We start from the raw sequence: 19903 nt of genomic DNA, 5'->3' as shown, positions 1-19903 counted from the left end.
CGCGATGCGTCACGAAGGCAAGGTTGCGCTGGTCACGGGCGGCTCCCAGGGAATAGGCGAGGCGATCTGCCGGCGCCTTGCGGCGGAAGGAGCTGCCGTCTACGTCATTGCAAGCTCGGATATCGCCAAGGCGCAGGCCGTCTGCGACAGCATCCGGTCTTCGGGCGCGAAGGCGCAGGCGGCCACCGCCGATGTCTCCAAGGCAGAAGAACTGGCGGCGCTTGCGCAGCGTGTGGCCCACGAGTTCGGAACTCTGGACATCCTGGTCAATTCGGCCGGCGTCTTCTACCCGACGCCCGTGGGAACGCCCGCATCCGAGGTCGACCGCATGGTCGACATCAATCTGAAGGGCACCATCTTCGCCATCACCGCCTTCTCCCCCATGCTCTCCCAGGGTAGCGGCGGCAAGATCGTGAACCTTTCGTCCTGCGCCGGCATGATGGGCCTGCGAACCTATTCGGTCTATTGCGCGACCAAGGCCGCAATCGCGATGCTGACCCGCTCCCTTGCCCTGGAGCTGGCGCCGCTGGGGATCAACGTGAACGCCATTGCACCGGGAAACACCGCAACGCCCATCAATGAGGATATCCGCACGCGACCGGACCTTGCGCCTTTCCTGAACGCCATGGCGGAGAAGACCCCGAGTGGCCGAACCTATTCCGACCCGCAGGACATTGCGGCGCTGGCATCTTTCCTCTCGAGCGATGAAGCAAAGGCGATGCATGGCTCGACCATCCTGATCGACGAGGGATTCACCGCCGGGATGTGAGCACTTCGACAAGCGCGGTGATAACGCGATTTCACCTGAAGACGTCCGTCGTCAGACCGAGGGACAGCCTACGGTTGCTGAGCAAGCACAATGCGAGCGCCCAGGGGTGGGAATCGGTGGCAAGCCGCTGGATCCTGAACGGCGCTTCGGCTCCCTTGGCTGCCCCTCAAGCGCAGTCTGCGAGTCGACGTCGCAAGAATGGTGACGGTTTCGGACGCACAGGCCGCTTATTGCTCCACACGGAAAATCAGCTCCTGGCGGCCATTAGGCCCTTCTCGTTGAGAGACACGGTCGGCGAGGCGCCGGATCAGGATCAGCACGATACCGTCGATGGCGGCTTGATCATCCGCGTCCGGTTCGAGGCTTGGCGGAGGTCCTGGCCGCAGCGGGCGGCCCGTCCAGGCGAAGCTGAGGGTCAGCGCGTATTCGTCAAAGCGTGCGGAAACCGAGATTGCGGAGGAGGATGAGAGCGATGGCGCGGCCTCGCTGAACTCTTCTCCAGCCAATACGAGCCTGTCGACGGCGTCCGTGCGAGCGCCGGCATGAGCGCCGCTGTCGAGCAGGAATTGCTTGAGTTGGGCCGAGCCATCAGCGGGATGCCAGATGAGTTCGTAGGACTGATGGCTGCCGATGCGAAACAGGGCGTTCAGTGCGAGCGCAGTGAAGAGCGCGAGTACAAGCGAGGAGTTCAGGACCGAGAACAAAGCCGGCGGGAGGTACTGGGCGTAGACCGCTGGGAACTGATCGAAGGACAGCCCCGCCAGGAAGCCAAGCCCCACGGCGATGGTGCGCCGTCTGTCGACCATGCGTTGCCCGAGGATCGAAATTCCCGACAGCACGATGAAGGCGGATGCGAACAGAAGCGCGGCGGCCAGAACGTTTTCAGGTATGGCAAACAGGAGCCGCGCGGAGCCGGGCAGCAATCCCAGCGCGATCCACCCAAAGCCGATCACAAGTCCCACGCGACGCGAAAAGACCTCGGTCGCGACCGAGAGCCCGACACTCGCCGAGTAGGTGTTCAACCCCATCGTCCCGATCATGCCCGCGGCCACGGTACCGATCCCGTCGCCCAGTATGCCAGCTTGGATGCTGACATAGTCGGGACGCTTCCACTCCCGGTTATTGGCTCTCTGGCTGACCACGATGTCGCCGAACGCGCGCAGCGTGCACGAGATCGAGCCCGCAAGAAACCCGGGCAATAAGCCCATCTCAAAGCTCGGGATCGCCAGTGGCCAGGTTGGAAATGAAAACCAGACAGCTCCGTCGGGTTTCTCCGCAAGATCATGCATGTCGAACAGGATATGAAATGCGACACCGGCAATGAGCCCGATCAAAACCGCCAGGTTGCGCACGCCGGCTGCCCCCCAGACGGTGAAACCGATCATGACGAAAAGCGCGACCAGTGCGCTGCCGGTGCCATCGAACGAGAGTGAGCCGCTGCCGCTGTAGCCGACTATGAGCTTGAGCGCGACGATGCCGAGGATCATCCCGATGGACAGCACCACCAATCCGACGATCTCGATCGGCAGGTAGGGTCGCAGGCGCACGATGAACCGGCTGAGAACGATTTCGCTGAGGCCGGCAACCAGTGTCATTCCCGCGACGGCGCCAAGCCCGCTGCTCTGAGCGGTTGCGAGGGCTGCGGGCAGATATGCAGCCGTGAAAACCGCGGGAAGCAGGAAGCCGCTGCCCACCCGATACGCACCGAGGATCGGCTTGCCCCACACCTGCAGCAAGGTCGCAACGCCCATGGCGACCATGGCCAAGGCGACGTAATGCGATCGCGTGATGTCGTCAGCTGCGGCAGCATTGGCAACAAGCAGCGGGAAGACCAGCGTGACGGCCATCAATCCCATATGTTGGAAAGCCGACGTTACGAGCACAACGACTGGTGGTCTGGAATGCAAGTCGTACAGCTTACTCATCACGCTCACTTTCGCGCGGACCGACGTTGTGCAGGTTGTTGCACAAGGATCGATCAGCCTATCCTATCTCGCTGCGAGATTGGACGCTCGCAGGCTGTAGGCATCTGCTCAAGAGCAGTAAAACGATGTCACGCCTTATGCCAAAAGGCGAACCACCCAGCGCATGCGCTGCGCGCCATAACCCATTGTGACAATGCCTGTAGGAGAGGAACAACCCCGAGCCGGGGGACCTGCGAAATTCTGGCGGCTTGTCTACGGGCCTCGCTCTCTGGAATGGAGGCGGCTCGTCCGGGCCTCGAACTAGCCCTGAAACGTCGGGCGAAGCGCTTCGTCTAAGCGCACCTCAATTCCGATGCGTTGAGTGCAGACAGCCTATGCAGCACTGTCAGCGTATCTCGCAGGACGCTCTACAGGTTGTTCAACCAAGAGGGAGGCGGCAGCGCTATATGCAGAAGAGGCGCCTAGAGCGGATAGGTGAGAGGTGACTCTACCCGGACAGTCCCGAATGAGCTGAGCGGGCGGGGGGAAAGCCCGCTCAGCTCACCGGACCCGGGACGACTCCGCGGGGGGAGGAGACGACCGGGAAAGAATACGTAACACACCAAAAACAACGTGAGCTGAACGGAACGAGTGGCTGGGTCACAGATCGGCGCAGTCCCGACGGGATGCTCCGCGTAAACCGGGCGAGCTGATCCGCACCTCTGCCCGGAAGCAAGCATCTATCTCGCCCGTCGTCCTCACGACCGCGCGGGGCTCTTTGTTTCAGGCAGCCCAGGGATTGGCAAGACTTGTATGCAGTTGGCTCGGCCGGCTTTGGCAGAGTGTGTAGACCAGCCGCTCCGTCAGCTTTCCATGTACGGACTCCGAGGGCGTGTGCTGCCACCAGCCAGCGCAGACAGCTGATTGTTGCCTGGCTGGCAGCGCGAAAGGGCGGTGACGCGCTGGTCGATGGCCCCGCCGGCTCACTGCCGCGCGGTGCCAACTGTGGCTGGACAGCAAATCCCTAATCGCGAATTCATAGGCTGAAAAAGGCGACTGCGTGCATGACAAAGACAAACAGGTAGAGCGCCGAAAGAGTGATGACGAGGAGGATGATCAATATCTTGGTCGTGGACATCGCATTGGCTTTGCGGCAATTCGGGCGCCGCTGAAATATGTCGTGGCGACTGTTCAATGTGGCATGTATGTCTGGGCAAGCGAACGCTGGCTACAGCCGCGCCCCTGCCTATCGGTGATGGCCTAACGGTCGGTTCAAACGTCACCACAGTGGGCGACCACAGCTTTCACGCGCTTGGTGGCAACTTCAATGTCACCGCTGGCCCCGGTCTCAGATGCGCGCATGAGCGCTGTAACAGCGTGCTCCACAAGCAGGGGGCGTTTTGCCTTCCCCACGGCGACCAGCATATAGGCCATCGCATCTTGGATGGTTGTAAGCTCTTGGCCCCGTTTTCCTTTAACAGAGATGGGGTGCGATAGGGCGATTTCGGTCTGTCTGAGCATGACCCTGCAAACGTGCGGCTGGCGCTTCGGTTCAATAGCATTGCGGTGAAAACAGTTTACCTCATCTGCAAGGGCGGGCTGGGAGGGCGTGGCGCACCACCCGGAAGGGCTTGAGGCCTTACTAAACATCCTCCCAACATAGTGGAAGGCTATAGCTTGGCCAGCTGCCGCGGTGGGCTGGACGCCGAGCTCAAGCTGACGCTTTCACTGTTTCGTGTGTCCCAGGCTTCCGTGAGCCCGGGACACGGCACGACGCGGGCGAAACTCGCCCATCGGTTTCAGAATTGGACCGCAAAGCGCGCGCTCAGTTCCTGCGACAAGTAGTTGTCGCCGATGTCCACCTTGTATTCGGCGCGGACCTCGTACCCCTTCGTATCAAAGAGCTGCACGCCCGCCGAGAGGTTCACCAGCGTGCTCGGAATAGCGACTTCAGTCACGAAGTCGGTGATTAGGTCGCTCGCTCCCGCGAAGCTAACGTCGATGGGCATGCTGTCCTTGGTGAAGAATGTCATACCCGCCGACGCATATGGCCTCAGCCACAGGTTCGGCGAAAGGTCGAACCTGCCGCCCACTTCTACGTTCGGGCTGAAGGCAAAGTTCACTTGGTTGGCGGACGAGAACTCGAATGTCGTCCCTGTGCCGGTTTCATTATAAGCCGGCATATAGGTGTAGAGCACGTCGAAGTCCGCATAGGGGCGGACATACCAAGAGGAAAGTGCGAACTCGTAGCTGGCGCGGAAGCGACCGCCGGCGGTCAGAATGTTGGCGGCGCCGGAGGCCGTGAAGGTGTCGCTTCCGATCTGTGTGACACGGTCCGTCTCGTAGTTTCCGAAGCCGAGATGCCCGGAGAGGGCGAAAAGCCACGGGCCCACCTGGTGCTTCAGCGAGAGCGCGGCGTCCGCACCCTGACCGTCGGTTGAGGAGCTTGCATCCGCGCTGTTGAGCCAGGATTGGGTGAAACCAGCCGTAACGCCCACAAACCAATTGTCGATGACTTCCCGCTGCGCGCCAATACGATAGGTAATGGCGTTCTGGTTGTAGCCGGAGAGATCCGAGGTACTGGTCTGCTGGGTCCAGTTGCCGATCACCCGCGCCCAGGCGCAGTTGGTCTCCTGCATCAGGGTACTAGCCCCCTCGAACACTGGGCAGCTCAGCGATGCGCTCATGGAGGTGCGGGCGTTGAGGGTCTGGGTGGTCAGGGTGCTGGACGATTCCTCCGGCACCAGGGAATCGATGCCCTGCATATAGGCCTGCGGGGTCTCCACGCCGGCGAAGGCGCCAAAAAGCTGCGCGAAGTCCGGGCTGATGGACCCCGAACCCCAAACCTGCTGCAGGTAGCGCATCACAGCTCGCTCGCTGTCGGTGGAGGAGAGACCGGAAACCGGCGCGAAGCGCGCTTCCGGTGAAATGTCCACCGAGTGTGCGTCAATCTTCGTGTTCCAAACGAAGGGAGCGCCGGCCGGTCCGGCGCTGGTCAGCCTGCCGCCCACGCTCCCGTCGGCGCTGAGCACCCGGAAGGTATCGGGTGTCAGCCCGCCGACAACATTGACGCGCACGCCGCCGTCGAGGTTGGCGTTTCCGGTGATCTTCAGGAGATCGCTCTTGGCCTGGCCGGCTGTCGGCGTGGAGGTGACGTCCACCGCCAGCACACCACGGGGAAGCTGCTCAAACCGATTGCCCCTCACGGTCGCAGTGCCCATTTCGTTGGGGCCAGCGACATCGAACACCCCTTCATTGTAAAATTCGCCTGCCCTGCCCAGGTCCACAACACCCGAGGGGTTGCTTCTGTAAGTGCCGCCCAGTTTGTTTAGAAACCTATTGTGCTCATCATCGGCGCTGCGGACGCTGAGTTTGACATCGCCGATCACGGTGCCCTCGTTACTCACCTCTTCGCTGCCGAATGAAGAGAGGATGGCCGTGCCCGAAGAGGCACTGATGACAGATCCGCTTCCGATGTTGATCTTGTTGAACCAGCCACCATCGACACCAATCGCCGCGCCTTCACCCGATCCGCCCGTCAGTACCCCGGTATAGGAAATACTGATGTTCTGGCCCTTGCGGCTAGGATCGAGATTGCCGTCGAGGTCCTGAAACCCGCTCTGGGCGAAGACGGCGAAGGAACCGGCGCCGGATGTCACGATAGATCCGGCAAGGCTGATATCAATGGCACCGCCGGTGCCCACGGAGGCGCTGCGTTGGTTCAGGAGAGCGGTGAGTTTCGCCACCGCGGTATTGACCGTGTCCGTGTCGTTGCCAAGCAGACGGACCACGCTTTGCAGCGCTTCCGGCACCTGGCCGACATTGTCCACCAGCTTTCCGGTGCCGCCGCCCTTCTTCACCACTGCATCGAGGATGCCGGAGATGAGCTTCAGCGAGTCGCGCACCGTGGTGTCGGTCTTCAGAAGATTACTGACCGTGCCGCCGCCCCCACCGAGCGTCTGTGCGAACACGCCGTGGGCCGCGTCGCCGGTGGTCTTGATGGTGAGGGTTGCGCCCGGTCTCTCCATCTCGATCCTGATGTCGCGGCCGTTGCCGCTGGAGCCGCCCGCCCCGCCGACAATCGGCAGAGTCCAGCCTTGCAGCACGGAAGCGCCGCCATAGCCGCCTCCACCGCCAATGGACTGGGCGAGAACTGCGGTCGAATTTTCACCGGTGGTGCCGATCCTGGCATCGCCATCGAACTTCAGCGTGACTAGGCCGCCGTCACCGCCCGCCCCGCCGGCGCCGCCGTAGGAGGCCGCGTACTTCACGCCGCCGGTGCTGCCCGCCGCATTGGAAATGCCGCCGCCGCCGCCGATGGACTGGGCCAGGATGCCGATGGCCCCCTCGCCTGACGTGTAGATACTTCCGCTGTGGGTCACGTTCACCCCGCCGCCGACGCCGGAGGAGCCGCCGGAGCCGCCCAGGGTGAAGCCGCCGGACTTCTTGGAATTATCCTCCGACGCATTGCCGGTAGCTGACGGCACCTGCTCGATGCCCACTGCTTTCAGTAGCGCCCGGATGGTGTCGTCGGAGACCTCTGCGTCAGCACCGGTCGCCGTGTCGGTCTTGGTCTTGCCCCCATTGGCGGGGTTCATGGTAAACGCGCCGCCGCCGCCGCCAATGCTCTGCGCCACCAGCGCGTGCGCCTCGTCTCCGGATGTGTTGATGGTGCCGGAATTTACGACCGTCACTGTGCCGCCGGTGCCGCCGGTGCCGCCGGATGCCCCCATCGTGACATTGATGACGACGTTCTTGTTGCCGCCGCTGAGCGCACCCACGCCCACGCCGCCGCCCCCGCCGACCGACTGCGCAAACAAGCCATAGGACCCGTCACCCTCCGTCCGCACCGCGCCCGCATTGGTGACGTTGACCACGCCGCCGATATTGCCGCTTCCGCCGCTTCCGCCGAACGTGGCGCTGAGATTGGTCTTGTTGGTGCCTGAAGCGTAGGCGACCCCGCCCTGCCCGCCGCCGCCGCCGATCGATTGTCCGAACACGCCGTGAGCCACGTCGCCATAGGTGGAGATCGATCCGGGATTGATGACGGTGACGTCACCGCCTTTGTTCCCGGTGCCGCCACTGCCACCCATGGACAGGGCCAGCGAGAGATCCGGCAGCTTTGTAGCGCCCTTCTTTTGCTTATCCATGTAGTCGGTGATGTTCTTTCCGAACGACTGCATCTGCTTGTAGAAGTCGGACTTCTTGAAGGAATCCGACAGCGACTTGTAGGTGTCCGTGCTCTGAATGTCCTTGATGAATTCGTCGAGCTTCTCTTTGGTCTCGGCATTGCCCTTGTCGGCGGCCCAGGCGTTATAGGCGGTGACGCCCACGGCATCCTTAAGCGTCTTCCAGATTTCTCCGACGCGGTCCGGGGTCTTCGTGTCGTCGGCGGTCAGGTTGCCGCCATTGCCGCCGCCGCCACCGATGCTCTGGGCGAAGACGCCGTGCGAGCCGTCGCCATAGGTCTCGATGGTCCCATTGTTGAAGACGTTCACGGCGCCACCAATGCCACCGGCGCCCCCGGTGCCGCCGACCGAAAGCTTGATCGCAAGCTTGCCGTCGGTCGCGGCCGATCCGCCACCGCCCGTGCCCCCACCGCCGCCGACGCTCTGGGCGAAGACGCCGTCTGACTGCGAACCGTAGGTGCGCAAAGCCGAGCCACTCCCCACGGTGACATTCACCGTGCCGCCATCACCTCCCCTGCCGCCGGTTCCGCCGATCCCGTCCACGATGGTCAGGCTGTCCGCCAGGGGCAGCTTCTGGACAAGGTTGTTGAGGGTCTTGTCGAACGACAGGCCGGAGGCGGCGGACACATCGATCCCGCCGCCATTGCCGCCGCCGCCGCCGATGCTCTGGGCGAACAGGCCATCGGCTTCGACGCCCGAGGTCTCGACCGAGCCGAAATGCGTGATGGACGCCGTGCCGCCGGCACCCCCGCCATCCTTATTGCTGCCGCCGACGGCCTCTCCCAGCGCCACGGTGCGGTAAAGGCTGAGGGCGTCGGCGGAGGCGGATGCCGCTCCGGCATTGCCGCCGCCGCCGCCGATGCTCTGCGCCTGGATGCCGATGGCCCCATCACCATAGGTGCGAATGGCCCCTGAATTGTAGACATCGGCGTTGCCGCCACCACCGCCGCCGCCGCCGCTGCCGCCGATGGCGGAGGTGGAGTTCAGCGCCGTCGAGCCGGGCGCCGCCACGGCGAGGCCGTACGCGCTGCCGCTCCCTGCATTGCCGCCACCGCCACCGATGCTCTGGGCCTGGATGCCGGTCGCGTCTGTGCCGAAGGTGGTGATGGCGCCGCCGTTGGTGACGCTGACCGTGCTGCCGCTGCCGCCTGTTCCGCCGGAGCCACCCACCGCATTGGTCACGGTGATGGACGGCAGGGACTGACCGGAAGGCGTCACCGCCGGCAAGGCAACGGCAAAGGCGTTTGCCCCGCCACCGATGCCACCACCACCGCCGATGCTGATCGCCTGGATGCCCAGCGCAAAATCCCCCTCTGTGGTGAGGGACGAGGCATTGCTGACGTTGACCGTGCCGCCCTTGCCGCCACCGCCGCCGCTGCCGCCGATGGCGCTAGAGGCCGAAAGGCCGGGACCCACGGACTTCGCGGTTGCATATCCGCCGGTGCCGCCGCCGCCGCCGATGGATTGCGCCAAGATGGCGGTGGCATCTGAGCCGCTCGTCTCGATGCTGCCGCGCTCGCTGTTGAAGGTGACGAGGCCGCCATCGCCACCGCTGCCGCCACCGCCACCCAATGCGACCGCGAGGAATGCGCCGGAACTGGCGCCGACGCCACCGGTGCCGCCACCGCCGCCGATGGATTGCAGCAGCACGCCATAGGCCTGATCGCCGAACGTGCTGACGATGCCGTTCTGGTTGACCGTCACATTTCCACCCGGACCACCGGCACCGCCGTCGCCACCACTGCCGAAGAGACCGCTTTTCCCGCCGGCGCCGCCGCCGGTGTGGTTGGTGGTCGGGGTGGAAGCGGCGAACGCGTCAAGCGCGTTCCCGCCGCCGATGCTCTGCGCCAGGATCGCGGTTGATCCAAGGCCCAGGGTCTCGATCGTGCCGGTGTTCGTCGCAGTCACGTTGCCGCCGCCTCCGGCAGCACCGCCACTGCCGCCGGACGCAAACGTCCCGTTCGCCCCCTGTCCCCCCGAACCGCTCACGGACTGCGCCGCGATGCCGAAGCTGTACGCCCCGTCCGTGGAGATCGTACCCGTATTGGTTGCGGTGACGACCCCGCCATAGCCGCCCGCCGCGCCCGGCGCAGCGGAGGTGAATGCGCCACCGCCGCCTCTGCCGCCTGTACCGCCGACGCTTTGCAGGACAACTGCGGACGCATTGTCGCCCGCGGTCTCAATCTTGCCGGCGCTGGAAAAGGTCACCGTCCCGCCACTGCCACCGTTCGAGGCGTAATAGGTGCTGGTATTGCCGGTCGCGTTGCCACCGGCTCCTCCGATGGAGGCGAGCACTACGGCCGGCGCATTGGCGCCAGTGGTCACGACGGCGGCCGATTGCGTGAGCGTCGCCTTGACGACACCACCGATGCCGCCGGCATCGGCTGCCATCCGGTCCTCGTTCGTGCCCCCACGCGACTCGTGGGTTGTGCCGGAGACGCCGGACGCCCCGCCCTCGGAGCGCAGGTAGATCGCCGGCATCAGATTGCCGGTCGCAGTCACCGCACTCCTGAGATCGAGCGTGACGTCGCCGCCCTTGCCGCCGGCGCCCAGTCCCCCATCGCTGGTCTTGAACCCGTTTCCGCCGGTGCCGCCCTGAGAATAAAGGAAGATCAGAGCGGTCGCGACGGTGTTGTTGGTCCCGCCGGACACGGTGGCCGTATTGGTTAAGGTCACCGCCCCACCCTCACCCCCGTTGGCTCCTGCCACGTTGCGCAAAATGCCGAAATCGCCGGAGCCGCCCCATCCGCCGATGGAGCCCAACTCGATCGCAGTGGAGGTCATTCCTATGAGAGAGGTGGAATTGGTGCGGTTCACCGGCCCGCCGGGAGATCCCGCCGTCGGGAAGGTGCGCACGTTGAAAAGGATCTGTCCGTTGGTGCCGTTGGCGCCCTGAGCGACGACGCGGATGGGGGTCTGCGCCCTGGCGCTGTCCACCTGGGCCATTATGGCCACTAGGCTGGTGGTGCCTAGCAGCAGCGCCGCTGCAAGCCGGCGATGGCGCGGCCCATCGGTGAGGCGAGGTTCAGATTTGGCCGAAGATGTCATTGAGACAACGGGGCGCACATGAAAGCTGCCGCGCGGAATAAACTGCTTGCGCACTCGCATCACACCATACTCCCCCGTGCCCCCTATTTCTGCATGCCGGGGACCACCACCCCAAATACGGCCAGAGTGCAAAGATGACAATCTAGAATAGAAAGTTGCAACAACAAAACAGCACCACCATGACTATATGGCGCACGATATATTGCATATATTTCATTTTCTTTCAGATATTCTATTAAGAAAATCGGATTCGTGGGCAATGCTCAAGTTTCGGAGCATCCTTATCCTGAGCCATTGCTCGGCACAGTGTGGTCGAAGGCTGGAATTTCGATCTCACTGAAATTCACGGTGACTAATATTACAAAAGGCATGTTCATAAATTCGCTGGACGACCTTGAGGCCGTGGTAAGAGCTGCTCAGCCAGGTTCTAGCTGGCGCGAGGAATTCATCCAGCGGCAGGTGATGGCGCCGGCCGACGCGGCTCAGGAAGCCGTGGGGATGCGCGCGACTATGCGCAGCGAGTGGTCAGCTCTTCCATCTGCAGCCACGGGCGCAGCCACGCCACCGCATTGTAGGAGTCAGACTTGCCGGGGGTCTCGCCCCCCCCTGCTCCGTCTTTCAGCAGAGTGGTGTCCGCATCGCCCGTTTATTCGGCTTGACGGCCAGCCCATTAGCGTCGACCCTTCCGTATACAATCTCGCATCCAATGTGCGGTGGAGCCTTCCAGCGCTTGAGGAATGAAAGCGGACCAACCGCGATCGAGGTGGAAAGAGGGGCTTATGCAAGTTGCGAACGCAGGCGAGGCGGCATGGCCTGGCCAGGGTGCGGTTGGGCCGGCCATTGACGTGAATGGCGTCACAAAGCGGTTTCGGGCCGGAGCCGATACGATAACGGCGCTCGAAGATGTCTCGCTCGATGTCCGCAAGGGCGAGTTCGTGGCCATTGTCGGGCCATCCGGATGCGGCAAGTCCACCTTGCTGAAGATCCTCACCGGCCTGTTCGCGCCCAGCTCCGGCGATACCCGCATCGGCGGCACACTCACGACGGGCCCGCGCCGGGACATCGGCGTCGTATTTCAGTCCCCGCTCCTCTTCCCCTGGCGCACCGTCCTGCAGAACGTGATGCTCCCGGCGGACGTACAGAAGCTGAACCGTACCACCCATCTCGCCCGCGCGAAGGAGCTTCTGGACCTCGTCGGCCTCGCCGACTTCAAGGACCGTTATCCGAACGAGCTGTCGGGCGGCATGCAGCAGCGCGTGGCCATCGCCCGGGCCCTGTTGCACCAACCCGCCATCCTGCTGATGGATGAGCCCTTCGGCGCGCTCGATGCGATGACGCGCGAGCGCATGAATGTGGAGCTGCTGAGGCTCTGGCGCACGGGCAATACCAGCATCCTCTTCATCACCCATTCGATTCCCGAAGCGGTGTTCCTGGCGAGCCGGGTCGTCGTCATGACCCCGCGTCCCGGGCGCGTCGCCGAGATCCTGGACGTCGACCTGCCCGCCCGCCGCCCGCTGGAAATCATGAACTCCCCAGAGTTCGGCGCCTATGTGGCGCGCATCCGGGCGCATTTCGGCTCCGTTGGAGTGATCGACTGATGAGCGAAGCGCCCCCCATCCATTCCAGTGTCAAGACGGTTTCCCTGAGCATCGTCCTGTTCGTGGCGCTCATCGGGTTGTGGGAGTTCGCGGTCCGCTACTTCAAGGTGCCAGCCTTCGTGGTGCCGGCCCCTTCCTCCATGTTCCGGGCCTTGTATGGCGGCATCGAAAGCGGGCTCTATCTCGAGCATCTCGGCGTGACGCTGGTGGAGATCCTGCTGGGCTTCGCCATCGGCGCCAGCCTCGGCTTCCTGCTGGGGGTGGGCATCGCCACCAATCGATATCTTGCCTATTTCCTCTACCCCTATGTGGTGGTGCTCCAGTCCCTGCCGAAGGTGGCGCTCGCGCCTCTGATCGTGCTGTGGTTCGGCCTCGGCCTCACCTCCAAGGTGATCGCCGGCGCGCTCATCTGCTTCTTCGCGGTGATGGTGAACACCATTGCGGGCCTGCGCGCCGTGGAGCAGGACCGGGTGGATCTCATCCGCTCGCTGGGCGGCAGCCATTTCCAAGTGTTCTGGATGCTCCGCCTGCCCTCCGCTTTGCCCTTCATCATGGCGGGCCTGGAGATCGCCCTCACCTTCGCGATGATCGGCGTCATCGTTGCCGAATTTCTCGGCGCCGAGCGCGGCCTCGGCATGCTCATGCAGAGCATGAACTTCTCCATGGACGTGGCGGGCTCCTTCTCCATCCTGGTGGTGCTCGCCATCCTCGGGCTCACGCTCAACCGCATCGTCATCTTCGCCCGCCGCCGCCTCATCTACTGGGAGCAGCGTCCCGGCGCGCGCGACGCGGACCCCACCGACGCCCATTGACGTCCCGCAATTCCACATAACGGCACAACCAACCGACCGGAGGTGTTTCATGACTGTTCGCGCACTATCGGCAGCCCTGGCGGCGGGCCTCATCGCGCTCGGATTATCCCTGCCCGCGCAGGCCCAGGAAAAGCTGCGCGTGGGCTGGTGCTCGAAGACCTACAACGCCTCCATGGCGCCGTTCGCCGTCGCGCTGAAGAAGGGCTGGTTCAAGGACAATAAGGTCGATTTCGACCTGTTCTCGTTCGCGGGCTCCACCGATTGCATGCGCAACGTGGCGACCGGCGAACTGACCCTCGCCATGCTCTCGCCGGAGCCGCTGGGCATCGTCTCGCTCCAGGGCGTGAAGGCGAAGGTGTTCTTCGAATCCTATCGCCGCAACATCTTCGGCCTTGCCGTGGCGGCGGACAGCGATATCAAGTCCTACGCCGACCTGAAGGGGCAGAGCGTCGGTGTCCTGTCCATGGGTTCGGTGGGCGTGGTGATCGCCCGCTCCGTGGTGGCCGCCGCCGGGCTCAATCCGTCGACCGACATCCGCATCGTCGTGACCGGCGAGCCCGCCCAGACGGCAACCCTGATGCGCCGGGGTGAAGTAAAGGCGCTGAGCCTGTTCGACACCTACTACACGCTGGTGGAGCGCGCGGGCGTGAAGCTGCGGCATCTCCATGATCCTGCGATCGAAAAGTTCCCCAGCAATTCCTGGGTCGCGCTTGATGAGACCATCGAGAAGCGCAGGGCCGATCTTGTAGGCTTCGCCAGGGCCTATGCCATGGGGACGGCCTATGCCATTGCCCATCCGCGCGAGGCCATCAAGATGGTCTATGAGGTCTATCCGCAGACCAAGCCTACCAATATGGAGCTGGAAGAGGCGGTGACCTACGACATGCCGATCCTGCAGGACCGCATCGACACCTGGCACCTGGACAACCCCGCCACCGACAAGTGGGGCGCCGTGGATGTGGCCGCCTTTCAGACCTACATGGACTGGCTTCAGAAGTGGGGCCTGCTGCCGGGCAAGGTGGACGCGGCGACCATCACCACCAACGACCTGATCGCCGACATCAACGCGTTCGACCGCAAGGCGATCGAAAAGCCGTGACGGGCGGGGCAATCATCGCCCCGCTCCCATCATCTCGGCAATGCAAACCGGGGCAGACCCTGCCGGTGCCGCAGGATGTCCTGCACCTTGGTCATGTTGCGCAGCGAACCTTGCACATGGACGCGCGCCGCCTCGGCGGCGCCGGACGGATCGCGGGCGAGAATGGCATCTGCGATAGCCTTGTGTTCGGCGAGGTCGGAATCGCCGAAGTCCACGAGGAGCACTTCGAGCCAGAGTGCCAGCTGGAGCTGCTGGTAGATCTGGTCGGTCGCCCGGATGAGCGCCTCGTTCCGGGTGGCCTGTGCGATCACCTTGTGGATCTCCAGGCCGAGATCGAGGCCCTGCGCGGCGCTGGCCGGGATGTCCTGCTTGGGGTCCCGCAGCTCCACCATCTGGCGGATGATGGCGCGGATGCGCTCGAAGTCCTCCTCGGTAGCCCGGGCGCAAGCCAGCTCCGCCGCGCACGCATCGAGCGCCTGGCGGACGATGAGGAGATCGCACACGGCGGTGACATCGAGATCGGTGACCACATAGCCGAGGTTGCGCTGGCCCACCACCAGCCCCTCCTCTTCCAGCTTCATGAGGGCTTCCCGCAGCGGCGTGCGGCTGACCCCGAGGCGCTCGGCGAGGCGGCTCTCGGACAGCCGCTCGGATGGCCGCAGCTGGCCGGTCAGGATGAGGGTCTTGAGGTCGTGATACGCCTTCTCGCGCAGCGAATACTGCACAGTCTTCTTCTGGGCGACGGCTTTAGCCATTCGATACCTTCAGCGCGCGGCGGAGCGAGTGGGAACGTCGAGCACCGACTCGAACCGTTCTGGCAGCGACATGAAATTCAAGGCTGAGGTTTGAGTATGCAAAATCGTATCCCGGATCGCAACTGAGGCATCGCGCTGACGCCTTGGCGCGATGGCGCAGGAGGCACAAAGGAAAGGCACGAACGGTGTCCCGGAGCGATTTCATCTGGACTTGCATTCATAATCGTATACAGATTGGTTCACAATAGCTCGCGCAATTTCGCTGCCCACGGCCTTGGAAATTAAAATCATGAATGTGAACGTGAATTCGCCCCAGGCTCGGGACATCGCCAGCATTCTCCACCCCTACACCAACGCCGCCGTGCACGCGAAGGACGGGCCGATGGTGATCGCCCGGGGCGAGGGCATCTATGTCATCGATGACGAGGGCAACCGCTATATCGAGGGGCTGGGCGGCCTGTTCTGCGCGTCGCTCGGCTTCAGCGAGGAGCGCCTCGTGGATGCGGCCATCCGCCAGATGCGGGAACTGCCTTTCTACCACACCTTCGGCGGCAAATCGCACGAGGCGGGAATCGAGCTGGCCGAGCGGCTGCTGAAGCTCGCGCCCGTGCCCATGTCGAAGGTGTTCTTCGCCAATTCCGGCTCGGAAGCCAACGACACCGCCATCAAGCTGATCTGGTACTACCACAACGCCATCGGCAAGCCGGAGAAGAAGAAGATCATCTCCCGCGTGCGCGCCTATCACGGCGTCACGGTCGCATCCGCCAGCCTAACCGGGCTCGTCAACAACCACCGGGACTTCGACCTGCCCATCGCAGGCATCCTGCACACCGATTGCCCGAGCTTCTACCGCTACGGCCAGCCGGGCGAGACGGAAGAGGGCTTCGCCACGCGCTGCGCGCAGTCCCTGGAGCAGCTCATCCTGAGCGAAGGGCCGGAGACCATCGCGGCCTTCTTCGCCGAGCCGCTCATGGCGTCCGGCGGCTGCATCGTTCCGCCCGCCACCTATTACGAGAAGATCCAGGCGGTTCTTCAGAAATACGACATCCTGCTGGTGGCGGACGAGGTCATCTGCGGCTTCGGCCGGCTCGGCACCATGTTCGGGTCGGAGACGTTCGGGATGAAGCCCGACATGATGTCCATGGCAAAGCAGCTCTCCGCCGCCTACATGCCCATCTCCGCGCTGATGGTGAACGAGAAGATCTACCGCGCCATCGTCCAGGAGAGCGAGAAGATCGGCACGTTCGGGCACGGCTTCACCTATGGCGGCCATCCGGTGCCGGCGGCGGTCGCGCTGGAGACGCTGAAGATCTACGAGGAGCGCGACATCGTCAGCCATGTGCGCAGCATCATGCCCCTGTTCCAGGAGCGCCTGCGCGCCTTCGCGAGCCATCCGCTGGTGGGCGAGGCGCGCGGGGTCGGGCTCATCGGCGCGCTGGAGATCGTGAAGAATAAGGAGACCAGGGAACTGTTCGACCCGGCGCTCGGGGTCTCAGCGCATGTCGGCAAGCGGGCGCAGGCCCACGGGGTCATCACGCGCGCGCTCGGTGACACGGTCAATCTGTGCCCGCCGCTCATCATCACCGAAAGCCAGATCGAGGACCTGATGGCGCGCATGAAGCTCGCCCTCGACGACACCTGGGAGTGGGCGAAAACCCTCGCCTGAAGCCGCCCCACTCCTGCGCACTCCATTTCACGAAACGGCACCCATGAGAGACTTCGAATCCGGCGGCCGCTCCCTCGCGGTGGGGCGCAGGGGCATGGCCGCGACCTCCCATCCCGACGCCACCCTGACGGCGGTTGAGGTGCTGAAAGCTGGCGGCAACGCCATGGATGCGGCGGTTGCCGCCTGCGCAGTGCAGAGCGTGGTGGAGGCCGGCTCCACGGGCATCGGCGGCGACTGCTTCGTGCTCTATTCGAAGAGAGGCTCCACCGACGTCATCGGCTATAACGGCTCCGGCCGTACGCCGGCCGCCGCGACGTTCGACTGGTACCGGCGCAGCGGCATCGCCGCCATCGAGCGCCAGTCTCCCCATGCGGTGACCGTGCCGGGCGCAGTGGAGGCCTGGGGACGGCTCATTGCCGACCATGGCCGCATGAGCCTTGGCGAGCTTCTCGCGCCCGCCGCCCGGATGGCGCGCAAGGGCTATGGCATCACGCCGCGCGTCTCCTCCGACATCGGCTTCCAGCTCGATTTGCTGCGCCGCGACCCGGCGGCGCGCCACACCTTCCTTGACCGGGACGCAGTGCCGGCGGTGGGCAGCGTGCAGCGCCAGCCGGAGCTTGCAGAGACGCTGGACGCCATCGGCCGCGAAGGGCCGGGTGCCTTCTATCGCGGCGCCATCGCCGAGGAGATGGTGGCCTTCCTGCGCGATGCCGGAGGGCTCCATACCCGCGAGGACTTCGCGGCAGCCGCGGGCGAATATACGACGCCGGTGACCACCACCTTCCGCGGCCGCACGGTCTATGAGTGCCCGCCCAATGGCCAGGGCGTGATCGCCCTCCTGATCCTCAATATCCTGAAGCGCCTGCCGCGCGATCCCGATCCCCTCCACATCGACAATCTGGTGGCCGAAGTGGAGGCGACCCGCCTCGCTTATGCGGCGCGCGACGCCTGTATTGCCGACCCGGCCGCATCCGGCGTGCCGGTGGCGTATCTCCTCTCGGACGCTTTGGCCGATGAACTGGCAGCCCGTATCGACCTGTCCTCCGCCATGCCGGCAATGCCCACCTTCGAAACGGTGGAGCACAAGGACACGGTCTACATCTCGGTGGTGGATGAGGAGCGCAATGTCGTCTCCTTCATCAATTCCATCTTCTATCCCTACGGGGCCGTGCTGATGGCGCCGAAGTCGGGCGTCCTGTTCCACAATCGCGGACAGAGCTTCTCGCTAGAGGACGGCCATCCCAACGCCATCGGCCCGAACAAGCGGCCCATGCACACCATCATCCCCGGCATGGTGGCCGAGGGCGGGCGCGTGTCCCTATCTTTCGGGGTCATGGGCGGCCATTACCAGGCCATGGGCCATGCGGCTCTGCTGGCGAAGGTCTTCGAGCACGGGCTGGATTTGCAGAGCGCCATCGACCTGCCCCGGCTTTTCCCTCAGCCCGGCACCTGCACGGTGGAGATGGAAGCCCGGCTCCGCGCGACGGTAGGCGCCGAATTCGAGCGGCGCGGCTTTGCCGTCTGCCCGCCGCGCTGGGCCATCGGCGGCGCCCAGGCCATCGCCATCGACTGGGAGGCTGGCACGCTGCTCGGCGGTTCCGACCCCCGGAAGGACGGCTGCGCCCTCGGCTTCTAATGGTGTGAGATAGCTCGCTAGCAACGGGAAGTCATGGCCGCAATAAAGCGGCACCTATATCTAGAAGCACTCCCTCGACCGGATTGTCTTCCTAGTCAAAACCGCGCCCTATCGGCTCAACCTGCCGCGAAATCCCACCGGGGCCTACATCGTCTTGATCGGCCAGTATTCGGCAACGATTCCCATAACGAGGGAGCCGGCGACGTTGTCGAGGAGCGTCCCGGCCGGAAAGCCGACGCCGAATATGCGCATCGCGGTTAGATTAACGCCATGGCGGAAAGCGCCACCGATGCCCGAGCCAAAGAAAACGAAGAAACCCACGCATGCCTCTTTCTGCGCCCAAAAAGCGCGAAAGTAGGCGTCATTGGCAACAACGCGGTTTTGGGGGGACACCATTCCCTCTCGTACAAAAATAATGGCTTGGGCGGCCGGTGGCAGCAAGCGGGCTTCAGTCTCGCTTGAAGTCCGCACGATGCGAGACCAACGCGTCCGCCAACGTCGGGGCCCGTTTGCCCCTGGCACCTCGATCAGGCAGCCATCACGCCACGCGTCATAGATCGGCCCTCGGTGGCGTACGCGCGATTCCAGTAGCGGGTTGTGCCCAACATATCGCCGCACAGAATAATTATTGATTAATTCGATAAATTTAATCATATTTAGATTCGCTCGGCATCTCGGGCACCGAAGCCCGTTGCCGCAACTCGCGCCGACAGGTCGAACGCTTTGTGCGCCTGGAGCAGACGAGCTGCGGAGCGCCATGAGTTAGCTGCTGACGCCTCAGGCGCGCTTTTTCCTCGGAGCTGGATCGAATGACCACGCGCACTGGACACCTGAAGCTCGGCGCCTTCCATTACTTCACCGGTCATCACGTGGCGGCCTGGCGGCACCCGGATGCATGGGCCGGGGACCAAATTCGCCACTACATCGACTTCATCCGCCTTGCAGAGGCCGCGAAGTTTGATGCTTTCTTCCTTGCGGATGGTGTGGGCGTGCGCCTCGGCAATCCGGAGGCTGCGAGCCGTAAAGCCCATAGCGGCGCCGCTCTGTTCGAGCCGATCACGCTGCTTTCCCATCTTGCTGCGGTAACGTCCCGCATCGGCCTCGTCGCGACCGCGTCCACGAGCTTCTCAGATCCCTTCAACCTCTCCCGGCAGTTCGCGTCCCTGGATCATCTGAGCCAAGGCCGCGCGGGATGGAATCTCGTCACCACCAATGAGCCGGAGGCCGCCCTTAACTTCGGTCACGAGGCGCCGGTGCCCCACGAGCACCGTTATGATCGCGCCGAGGAATTCGCGGACGTGTGGCCTGCTGCCGGTTTCGTGGACACCGAGATAAGGTGTTCAACGGGACTGGAGAGCTGGAATGCAACGACGGAGGTTCAGCCGCGAGTTCAAGCTTGAGGCTGTAAGATTGGTGAAGGACCGGGG

The 19903-nt window shown here is 63.9% G+C and carries 12 protein-coding genes, 1 pseudogene and 1 riboswitch; of the genes and pseudogenes, 8 read left to right on the top strand and 5 right to left on the bottom strand.

Features of this window, described 5'->3' with window-relative positions:
- Positions 1-4 precede the first annotated feature (4 nt).
- Positions 5-769: an SDR family NAD(P)-dependent oxidoreductase gene (locus ABLE91_RS27930; protein WP_348935830.1), complete on the top strand. Its 765-nt coding sequence runs from the start codon at positions 5-7 to the stop codon at positions 767-769.
- A gap of 227 nt (positions 770-996) precedes the next feature.
- Here ABLE91_RS27930 and ABLE91_RS27925 read toward each other — a convergent pair whose 3' ends face one another.
- Entirely contained in the window at positions 997-2694 is a 1698-nt protein-coding gene (locus ABLE91_RS27925; protein WP_348935828.1) for a uracil-xanthine permease family protein, read from the bottom strand.
- Positions 2695-3733: 1039 nt separating this feature from the next.
- Between ABLE91_RS27925 and ABLE91_RS27920 the strand changes: the two genes are divergently transcribed.
- Positions 3734-3937, top strand: coding sequence for a hypothetical protein (locus ABLE91_RS27920; protein WP_348935827.1), 204 nt, complete (start codon positions 3734-3736; stop codon positions 3935-3937).
- An 8-nt stretch (positions 3938-3945) separates the two neighbouring features.
- On the opposite strand, the gene ABLE91_RS27915 is transcribed toward ABLE91_RS27920, so the two are convergent.
- Entirely contained in the window at positions 3946-4194 is a 249-nt protein-coding gene (locus ABLE91_RS27915) for a hypothetical protein (protein WP_348935826.1), read from the bottom strand.
- A 278-nt stretch (positions 4195-4472) separates the two neighbouring features.
- A complete protein-coding gene (locus tag ABLE91_RS27910; protein WP_348935825.1) occupies positions 4473-10910 on the bottom strand; it encodes an autotransporter outer membrane beta-barrel domain-containing protein in 6438 nt (2145 codons plus the stop codon).
- Between the two features lie 779 nt (positions 10911-11689).
- Between ABLE91_RS27910 and ABLE91_RS27905 the strand changes: the two genes are divergently transcribed.
- From ABLE91_RS27905 to ABLE91_RS27895, 3 genes are read left to right on the top strand one after another with little or no spacing between them, the layout of a single operon-like run.
- Positions 11690-12508, top strand: a complete 819-nt coding sequence (locus ABLE91_RS27905; protein ID WP_348935823.1) for an ABC transporter ATP-binding protein — start codon at positions 11690-11692, stop codon at positions 12506-12508.
- The gene (locus ABLE91_RS27900) at positions 12508-13320 is read left to right on the top strand and encodes an ABC transporter permease (RefSeq protein ID WP_348935822.1); all 813 of its coding nucleotides are present in this window, start codon (positions 12508-12510) and stop codon (positions 13318-13320) included. The genes ABLE91_RS27905 and ABLE91_RS27900 overlap by 1 nt, the downstream gene beginning before the upstream one ends.
- A gap of 49 nt (positions 13321-13369) precedes the next feature.
- A complete protein-coding gene (locus ABLE91_RS27895) occupies positions 13370-14419 on the top strand; it encodes an ABC transporter substrate-binding protein (protein ID WP_348935821.1) in 1050 nt (349 codons plus the stop codon).
- Positions 14420-14448: 29 nt separating this feature from the next.
- Here ABLE91_RS27895 and ABLE91_RS27890 read toward each other — a convergent pair whose 3' ends face one another.
- Complete coding sequence (locus tag ABLE91_RS27890; RefSeq protein ID WP_348935820.1) at positions 14449-15174, bottom strand: GntR family transcriptional regulator; 726 nt, start codon at positions 15172-15174, stop codon at positions 14449-14451.
- Between the two features lie 289 nt (positions 15175-15463).
- Here ABLE91_RS27890 and ABLE91_RS27885 point away from each other — a divergent pair, with 289 nt between their 5' ends.
- Together ABLE91_RS27885 and ABLE91_RS27880 are read left to right on the top strand one after the other, a co-directional pair.
- Complete coding sequence (locus ABLE91_RS27885) at positions 15464-16840, top strand: aspartate aminotransferase family protein (protein ID WP_348935819.1); 1377 nt, start codon at positions 15464-15466, stop codon at positions 16838-16840.
- A gap of 43 nt (positions 16841-16883) precedes the next feature.
- Positions 16884-18476, top strand: a complete 1593-nt coding sequence (locus tag ABLE91_RS27880; protein WP_348935818.1) for a gamma-glutamyltransferase family protein — start codon at positions 16884-16886, stop codon at positions 18474-18476.
- A 144-nt stretch (positions 18477-18620) separates the two neighbouring features.
- On the opposite strand, the gene ABLE91_RS27875 is transcribed toward ABLE91_RS27880, so the two are convergent.
- A complete protein-coding gene (locus tag ABLE91_RS27875) occupies positions 18621-18797 on the bottom strand; it encodes a CrcB family protein (protein WP_348935817.1) in 177 nt (58 codons plus the stop codon).
- Between the two features lie 27 nt (positions 18798-18824).
- Positions 18825-18885: riboswitch (Fluoride riboswitch) on the bottom strand.
- Positions 18886-19285: 400 nt separating this feature from the next.
- Here ABLE91_RS27875 and ABLE91_RS27870 point away from each other — a divergent pair.
- Positions 19286-19777, top strand: a pseudogene (locus ABLE91_RS27870) (LLM class flavin-dependent oxidoreductase); the annotation flags it as partial.
- Between the last annotated feature and the right edge of the window lie 126 nt (positions 19778-19903).

It is taken from the genome of Aquabacter albus, assembly GCF_040049275.1.
Taxonomy (GTDB): Bacteria; Pseudomonadota; Alphaproteobacteria; order Rhizobiales; family Xanthobacteraceae; genus Aquabacter.
The sequence above is the reverse complement of the archived record's forward strand: the minus strand, read 5'-3'. Positions and strand labels throughout refer to the sequence as shown.